Origin of the sequence: Catellatospora sp. NPDC049133, assembly GCF_040648455.1 — a bacterium.
Lineage (GTDB): Bacteria > Actinomycetota > Actinomycetes > Mycobacteriales > Micromonosporaceae > Catellatospora > Catellatospora aurea.
The window spans coordinates 1-6,419 of the sequence record NZ_JBEZDT010000078.1; the positions used below are offsets into that span (position 1 = coordinate 1).

The 6,419-nt window shown below is 70.5% G+C and carries 7 protein-coding genes and 1 pseudogene; 5 read left to right on the plus strand and 3 right to left on the minus strand.

Annotated elements, in window-relative coordinates:
- Positions 1 to 861: pseudogene (locus tag AB0B35_RS41830) on the minus strand (M4 family peptidase); the annotation flags it as partial.
- 264 nt (positions 862 to 1,125) lie between these two features.
- Between AB0B35_RS41830 and AB0B35_RS41835 the strand changes: the two are divergent.
- Positions 1,126 to 1,701 (plus strand): helix-turn-helix domain-containing protein, encoded by a 576-nt coding sequence (locus AB0B35_RS41835; RefSeq protein WP_361057407.1) that lies wholly within the window; start codon positions 1,126 to 1,128, stop codon positions 1,699 to 1,701.
- Between the two features lie 20 nt (positions 1,702 to 1,721).
- Positions 1,722 to 2,969 carry an MFS transporter gene (locus AB0B35_RS41840; protein WP_361057410.1) on the plus strand — a complete coding sequence of 416 codons (1,248 nt, stop codon included), beginning with the start codon at positions 1,722 to 1,724 and terminating at the stop codon, positions 2,967 to 2,969.
- A 1-nt stretch (position 2,970) separates the two neighbouring features.
- Here the strand turns inward: AB0B35_RS41840 and AB0B35_RS41845 are convergent, their stop codons facing one another.
- On the minus strand, positions 2,971 to 3,273 hold the full coding sequence (locus tag AB0B35_RS41845; RefSeq protein ID WP_361057413.1) for a hypothetical protein: 303 nt from the start codon (positions 3,271 to 3,273) through the stop codon (positions 2,971 to 2,973).
- Positions 3,274 to 3,418: 145 nt separating this feature from the next.
- Here AB0B35_RS41845 and AB0B35_RS41850 point away from each other — a divergent pair, with 145 nt between their 5' ends.
- Positions 3,419 to 3,853 (plus strand): DoxX family protein, encoded by a 435-nt coding sequence (locus AB0B35_RS41850; RefSeq protein ID WP_361057416.1) that lies wholly within the window; start codon positions 3,419 to 3,421, stop codon positions 3,851 to 3,853.
- Between the two features lie 89 nt (positions 3,854 to 3,942).
- Here AB0B35_RS41850 and AB0B35_RS41855 read toward each other — a convergent pair whose 3' ends face one another.
- Positions 3,943 to 5,181, minus strand: a complete 1,239-nt coding sequence (locus tag AB0B35_RS41855) for an MFS transporter (RefSeq protein ID WP_361057419.1) — start codon at positions 5,179 to 5,181, stop codon at positions 3,943 to 3,945.
- Positions 5,182 to 5,427: 246 nt separating this feature from the next.
- On the opposite strand from AB0B35_RS41855, the gene AB0B35_RS41860 reads away from it, so the two are divergent.
- Both AB0B35_RS41860 and AB0B35_RS41865 read left to right on the plus strand, forming a co-directional pair.
- On the plus strand, positions 5,428 to 5,748 hold the full coding sequence (locus tag AB0B35_RS41860) for a hypothetical protein (protein ID WP_361057422.1): 321 nt from the start codon (positions 5,428 to 5,430) through the stop codon (positions 5,746 to 5,748).
- Positions 5,745 to 6,305 (plus strand): HD domain-containing protein, encoded by a 561-nt coding sequence (locus tag AB0B35_RS41865; protein WP_361057425.1) that lies wholly within the window; start codon positions 5,745 to 5,747, stop codon positions 6,303 to 6,305. The genes AB0B35_RS41860 and AB0B35_RS41865 overlap by 4 nt, the downstream gene beginning before the upstream one ends.
- The last annotated feature ends 114 nt before the right edge of the window (positions 6,306 to 6,419 follow it).

The window sequence follows — 6,419 nt, forward strand, 5'->3', positions numbered from 1 at the left end:
GCCGAAGATGCCGTTGCGGCCGTGCACGTTCTTGAAGTAGTCGAACGTCTTGGCCGCGCCGAAGTGCGCGTCCACACCGGCGGACTGCCGGTTGGCGTTGGTGCCGTCACCCCACACGTTGTCCGCGTCGGTGAAGGTGGTGCAGGTCGAGGAGCTGTTGTTCATGTCGCAGGTGCGGCCGTTGCCGTGCGACGGGTCGATCATCTGGTACGTCGAGCCCGACAAGGTCGTGTCGACGGTGACGGCGCCGGAGTAGATGCTGTTGCCGGTGCCGTTGACCATCATGATCTCGTCGAACGAGCCGAGGTACGCGCCGGTGACCGCGTCGGTGATGACGTGCAGTTTGGACGGGGTCTGCTTGTCCGGGCCCATGCCGGTGACGACGGTCTCCCAGGCCAGCTTGCCCTTGCCGCTGCTGGCGTCGACGAACAGCTCGGGGGAGCCGACCGTGGCGACGGTTCCGGAGAAGCGGCCGCGCGCGGTCTGCGCGGCCTTGGCGGAGGTGACCTTCGGGGTGGTCGACAGGGTCAGCGGGGCCTCCAGGCCGACCGACGATCCCTTGTAGACGCCGTTGGGGGCGGTGTGCACGACGAAGTCGCCGCCGTACACCCGCAGGCCCTGGAACGTGCGGGCGTAGCGCACGTGGGTGCCGCTGCTGTCGCTGATGGTGCGGTCGATGCGGTACGCGTCGCCGCCGGCGGCGCGCACGTCCGCCGGGTGCTCGGCGAGCGCACGTTCGGCCGCCGCCAGGCCGGCGGGCGACGAGGGGCCGCTGGGCGCGGCACTGCCGGAGGTTGCCGACACCGACAGCATGGCGCCCACGAGTAGGGCGACACTGCCGGTCGCGAGGGTTCTTTTCACGAGTCCTCCCCGACTCAGTGGAGTGTGACGGTAGTCACTGAAAGCCATATATATAGAAGTGGGGAGAACTTTGGAAGTCTTTCGCATCCCTATCTGTCGATGAAAGAACTTTCGCCGACGCCGGCCGGACGGTCGGTAAGGGGTGCTGTCTCGTCATCGCGTGATCGACTCGGCGCGGCCGGCGGATCGCGTGTCCGGTAGGTGACAGCGGGGGAGTGACGTCCCAAGGTTGTAGAGAAAGCTTTCTAAAGCTATCTTTAGCATGTGACCGACCAACCCGTGGTGGACCTCACCGACCCCGTCGCCATGCGGGCGTACGCCCATCCGCTGCGCATCTCGCTGGTCGGCCTGCTGCGGCGGGAGGGCCCGATGACCGCCACCCAGGCCGCGCGCCGGCTGGGCGAGAACGTGCCCAACTGCTCCTTCCACCTGCGCCAGCTCGCCAAGTACGGCCTGGTCGAACGGGCCGAGGGGGCCGACGCCCGGGAGCGGCCGTGGCGGGCCACCGCCCTGATGACCCGGTGGGGCCGCGACTCCGACGACGCCGAGACGCGCGCCGCCGTCGACCAGCTCGACGGGGTGATCATCCGCCGCTTCTACGAACGCGCCATGACCTGGCTGGCGGGCCGTGCCGACGACCCGCCGGAGTGGCGCGCCGTCACCGGCCCCGGCGACGACCTGGCCTACCTCACCGCCGCGGAACTCGCCGAACTGTCCCAGCGCATCGACGCCCTCTTCGAGGCGTACCGGCCCCGCCAGACCGACCCGTCCCTGCGGCCACCCGGCGCGCGTTTGGTCCACGTCAGCTACTACGTGACCACCATCGACAACCAGCCCTGACCCCGGAGGCGCACACCCCCATGACCGCCACCGCCACCCCCGCCACTCGCCGCTGGTTGCCCCCGCTGCTGCGGCAGACCCCGTTCCGGCGCTACTGGACCGGGCAGAGCGTCTCCCTGCTCGGCGACCAGATCACCGATCTGGCGCTGCCGCTGTTCGCGGTGCTCGTCGCGCAGGCCGGCCCCGCCGAGATGGGCTGGCTGACCGCTGCCGCGCTCGCCCCGAACCTGCTGTTCTCGCTGCTGTTCGGCGGCTGGGCCGACCGCCGTCCGTACAAGCGGACCATCATGGTCGCCGCCGACGTCGCCCGCGCGGTCGCGCTGCTGGCCGTGCCGGTGCTGTACCTGCTCGACGCGCTCACCATGACCCAGCTCTACCTGGTCGCGTTCACCGTCGGCACGTTCAGCGTGCTGTTCGAGGTGTGCCGCACCACCCTGTTCGTCTCACTCGTGCCCCGCGAGGACTTCCTGCCCGCCAACGCGCTGCTCAACGGTTCGCGGGCGTTCTCGTCGGTGGCCGGGGCGAGCGTCGGCGGCGTGCTGGTGCGCCTGGTCGGCGCGCCGTTCGCGCTGCTGCTGGACGCGGTGTCGTTCCTGTTCTCCGCTGTCATGATCGCCCGCGTCGAGGTCGTCGAACCGACGCCGACCGCCCGGCGCGGGCTGGGCCTGCGCGAGGGCCTGTCGTTCATCGTGCGCCACCCGGTCATGCGGGCGGCCGTCAGCGCGAGCAGCACCCTCAACCTGTTCAACTTCATGTACCTCGCGCTGGTCATCCTGTACGTCACCACCGAACTGCACATCACCCCCGACGTGCTGGGCCTGGGACTGGGCCTCGCCGCCGTCGGCGCGCTGATCGGCGCGGCCGTCGCGCGGCGGGTGGCCGAGCGCTTCGGCGTCGGGCCGCTGTACGTCTTCGGCTACCTGCTGTTCCCGGCCCCGCTGATCCTGATCCCACTGGCTCAGGGCCCGCACTGGCTGGTGCTGACGATGGTGTTCTGTGCCGAGTTCCTCTCCGGCCTCGGCGTCATGCTGCTGGACACCGCGGGCGGTTCGCTGCAGGCCAGCGTCATCCCCGACGAGCTGCGCGCCCGGGTGACGGGCGCACACCGCACCATCAACTACGGCATCCGCCCGATCGGCGCGGTCATCGGCGGTGCGCTGGGCACGGCCCTGGGCGTACGCGAGACGCTGTGGATCGCCACCGTCGGCGCGCTCCTGGGCGTGCTCTGGCTGCTGGCCTCACCGATTCCGCGCATGCGGCGGTTGTGACTCAGCTCAGCAGGCGGCTGAGCGCGTGCACCGTGAAGGCCGACCCGACACCGGCCAGCAGCAGCCCTTCCACGAAGATCCGCAGCCAGTCGGCGGGGTCGCGCCCTCCGGTGCGGCGCGGGTCCTGCTCCTGCTCGGCACCGCCGAACACCGTGCCGAGAGCGGCCTCGCGCTCGACGGAGCCGCGGTACGCCCGCCGCAACCTGACGCCCCGCCACAGCAGCACCAGGCCGATCCCGAGCATTGCTAGGCCGAGTACGAGGAAGGGGAGCGGGTCGAGTTCCCGTTCGGCGAGGGCGTGCATCCGCCGAGCGTAACCAAGCCGCACCAGCTCGCATGGGCCGAGCCGTGCTCGCCCATTGAGACGAACATTGCTTAGTATGAATCAATCGATCTAATCTTGGACGCGTCCGGGCAACGACATCAGATCTCACCCTGAGGAGACCTTCATGTCCTCTGCCCGATCCGCCGCCGTGACCCTGACCCTGTTCCGGGTCGTGCTCGGCCTGCTGTTCGCGTTCCACGGCGCGGCCTCGCTGTTCGGCGTGTTCGGCGGCAACCGCGGCTCCGGCCACGCCGTCGAGTTCGCCACCTGGCCCGGCTGGTGGGCGGCGCTCATCCAGCTCGCCGGCGGCATCCTCGTGATCACGGGCCTGGCGACGCGGCCGGCCGCCCTGCTCTGTTCCGGCTCCATGGCGTACGCCTACTTCGTCGTGCACCAGACCCAGGGCCTGCTCCCGCTGAACAACGGCGGCGAGGCTGCCGCCCTGTTCTGCTGGTCGTTCCTCATCATCGCGGTGCTCGGCCCCGGCGCCTTCTCCCTCGACGCCCTGCTCTCCCGCCGCCGCGACCCCGCCCCACCCGCCCCCCTCGCCACCGCCTGACGAAAGGAAGGGCACCTTCTACATCGCGGAGCGATGTAGAAGGTGCCCTTCTTAACCTCGTCCCGCCCTGACCAGCCGGTTCCGGCCGGTCAGGCGAGGGCGGGTTCCGGTGCGGCGACCTGCGTTCGGGTCCGTCGCGCCCAGCGCACGGTGGCGGGGACCGCTGCTCCGCTGGCGGCGAAGACCAGGCCGAACAGCAGCCAGCCGGGCCAGCCCCAGCCGACGACGACGGTGGCCAGCAGCGCGGGTGCGACCACGCCCGCCAGCGCGAACCCGGTGCCGTACATGCCCTGGTACTGACCCTGGGCGTGGTCGGGCGCGAGGTCGAACGAGATGCCCCACGAGCCCGCGGCCTGGCGCAGCTCGCCGAGCACGTGCACGAGCGCCGCCGCGACCAGGGCCACCGTGGCGACCCAGGCGGTCTGCCCGGCGGCAAGGCTGTAGAGCAGGCACGCCCCGAGCAGCAGCAGTCCCGACGTCCGCTGCGCGACAGCGGCCCCCTCGGCGGTGGCGGTGCCCCGGCTGGCGCGGATCTGGAACAGCACCACGACAGTGGCGTTCAGCAGGCCCAGCATGGCGACGACCCAGGTCGGCGCGTCGGTGCGCTCGACCACCCACAGCGGCACGGCCACGTTGAGCATGCCGTAGTGGATGCACAGCACCCCGTTGAGCGCCGCGAGTGCGAGGTACGGTCGGTCCCGCAGCACGATCAGCGCCGGGCCGGACGCGCGCCGGGCCTGCGGCGCGACCTTCGGCACCCGCAGGACCAGCGAAGACGCCAGCGTCGCCAGGCCGGCGCAGAGCACGAGCACGGCGACGTAGGCGGGCCTGGTGTCGTACTTCAGCGCCACTCCGGCGAACAGCGCGCCGACGCCCCAGCCCACGTTGGTGACGGCTCGCAGCATGGCGCGGGTGCGCACCCGGTCCTCGGCCGGGATCGACCCGGCGATGAGCGCCCCGTTGGCCGCGCCGAAGCCCGCCTCCAGCAACTGCACCCCGGCGGCCACCAGGACGAAGCCGGTGAAGCCCTGCACGGCCAGGTAGCCCAGCATGAGCGCCGCCCGCGCCAGCCCGAAGGCGACCATCACCCGGCGCGGGCCGACCCGGTCGGCCAGATGCCCGGCGGGCACCCCGGCGAGCAGGCCGACCACGGCGGCGATGGTCAGCCCGAGGCCGACCTGCCCGGCGGACAGTCCCACCGAGCGGGTGAAGAAGATGACGCTGATCGTGATGAACAGACCGCGTGACGTCGACCCGGCGAGGGTGCTGAAGACCAGGGCACGGGTGGCCGGGTGGGCGGGCAGCAGGTTGATCATCCGGGAGAGCACGCTGGGCAGGCTAACCCGGATATCCGGCCCGCACGCTCCGGTTTCACGTGCTCCTCGTCACGCGAGGGCGGCCTGCCGCCAGGAACCGGCGGGGCGGGCGCGTACGCGTGGGGTGCGAGCCATGGCGCACGCGCCCGCCGGTTCGGAGAGCCGCGCCCGGGTCACGGATCGACGTCGGACCGTTCGCGCTGTAGCCAGTCCTCGTAGTGAACGATGAGCCGCCCGCCTCGCACACCCGTTCGTCGCATGGATGAGCTCGCCCGCAGAGACCGCAGCACCCGGTGGCCCTTCATGGTGGACCCGGGCCTCGGGTGGCGTGGGCATCGCCTGCTGCGGCATCTTGTCGCCAGGGTTGATGGAGGCCGTCACTTCGTGGACCTGTCGATCCACACGCTGTGGTCGCTCCTGGCAGCTCGGCCGGGCTTGCTGCGCGACGACCCCATGGCCGCCCGCGGTCTCTATCGTCGTGGTGAGGTCGTGATCGACTCGGAGGCGATCTCGCAGCAGTCGAGGCGAGAGCTTGAGGCGATCATGTATGGATTGCGCGTCGAAGGGCTGGCGAAATGACATCTGACGAGTTGGCTGGAGCGGTTCGTTATCTCTTCGAGCTCGGCATGCTCAAACGGGCCAAGCGGACCGGCTGGTGGATCGCCGGGGTCAAGGACCAGGAGACCATCGCGGAACACAGCTTCCGTACGGCGATCCTCGGTTCCATGCTCGCCGCGATGGAAGGTGTCGATGCGGCGCGTACCGGTCTGCTGTGCCTCTACCATGACACCCAGGAGACCCGGGTCGGCGACATTCCCCGGATCGGGCGGCGTTACCTGACGGCTGCCGGAAACGAGTCGGTCACCGCGGATCAGGTCGCGGCCGCTCCGACCGCGGTCAGCCAGATGATCGCATCGGTCGTGGCCGAGTACGAGGGCGCCGAGACTCCCGAGGCGATCGTCGCGCGCGACGCGGACAAGCTGGAGTGCCTGATCCAGGCGGTGGAATACCGCCATCAGGGCTACGCCGACGTTCAGCGCTGGATCGACAGCTCGCGGGCGAGCCTGACCACGGCCTCCGCGAAGCGCATCGCGGACACTGTCGAGGACGTGGGCATCTTGGATTGGCTCAAGTGACTTGACGAAGATCGCCGTTTCCGGTCAGCGCGGCTGGACGGCGGCTGGCACACTCGCGGCGTGCGCCGCTTTCACCTGTTCTTAGCCGCCGCCGTCGGGCTGGACCTCTCCGCG

Bases quoted from the DNA above. Each gene is read 5' to 3' on its own strand.
- AB0B35_RS41850 (WP_361057416.1), top strand. From the start codon at position 3,419: ATGTCCTCTGCCCGATCCGCCGCCGTGACCCTGACCCTGTTCCGGGTC.
- AB0B35_RS41860 (WP_361057422.1), top strand. From the start codon at position 5,428: ATGGATGAGCTCGCCCGCAGAGACCGCAGCACCCGGTGGCCCTTCATG.
- AB0B35_RS41865 (WP_361057425.1), top strand. From the start codon at position 5,745: ATGACATCTGACGAGTTGGCTGGAGCGGTTCGTTATCTCTTCGAGCTC.
- AB0B35_RS41840 (WP_361057410.1), top strand. From the start codon at position 1,722: ATGACCGCCACCGCCACCCCCGCCACTCGCCGCTGGTTGCCCCCGCTG.
- AB0B35_RS41845 (WP_361057413.1), bottom strand. From the start codon at position 3,273: ATGCACGCCCTCGCCGAACGGGAACTCGACCCGCTCCCCTTCCTCGTA.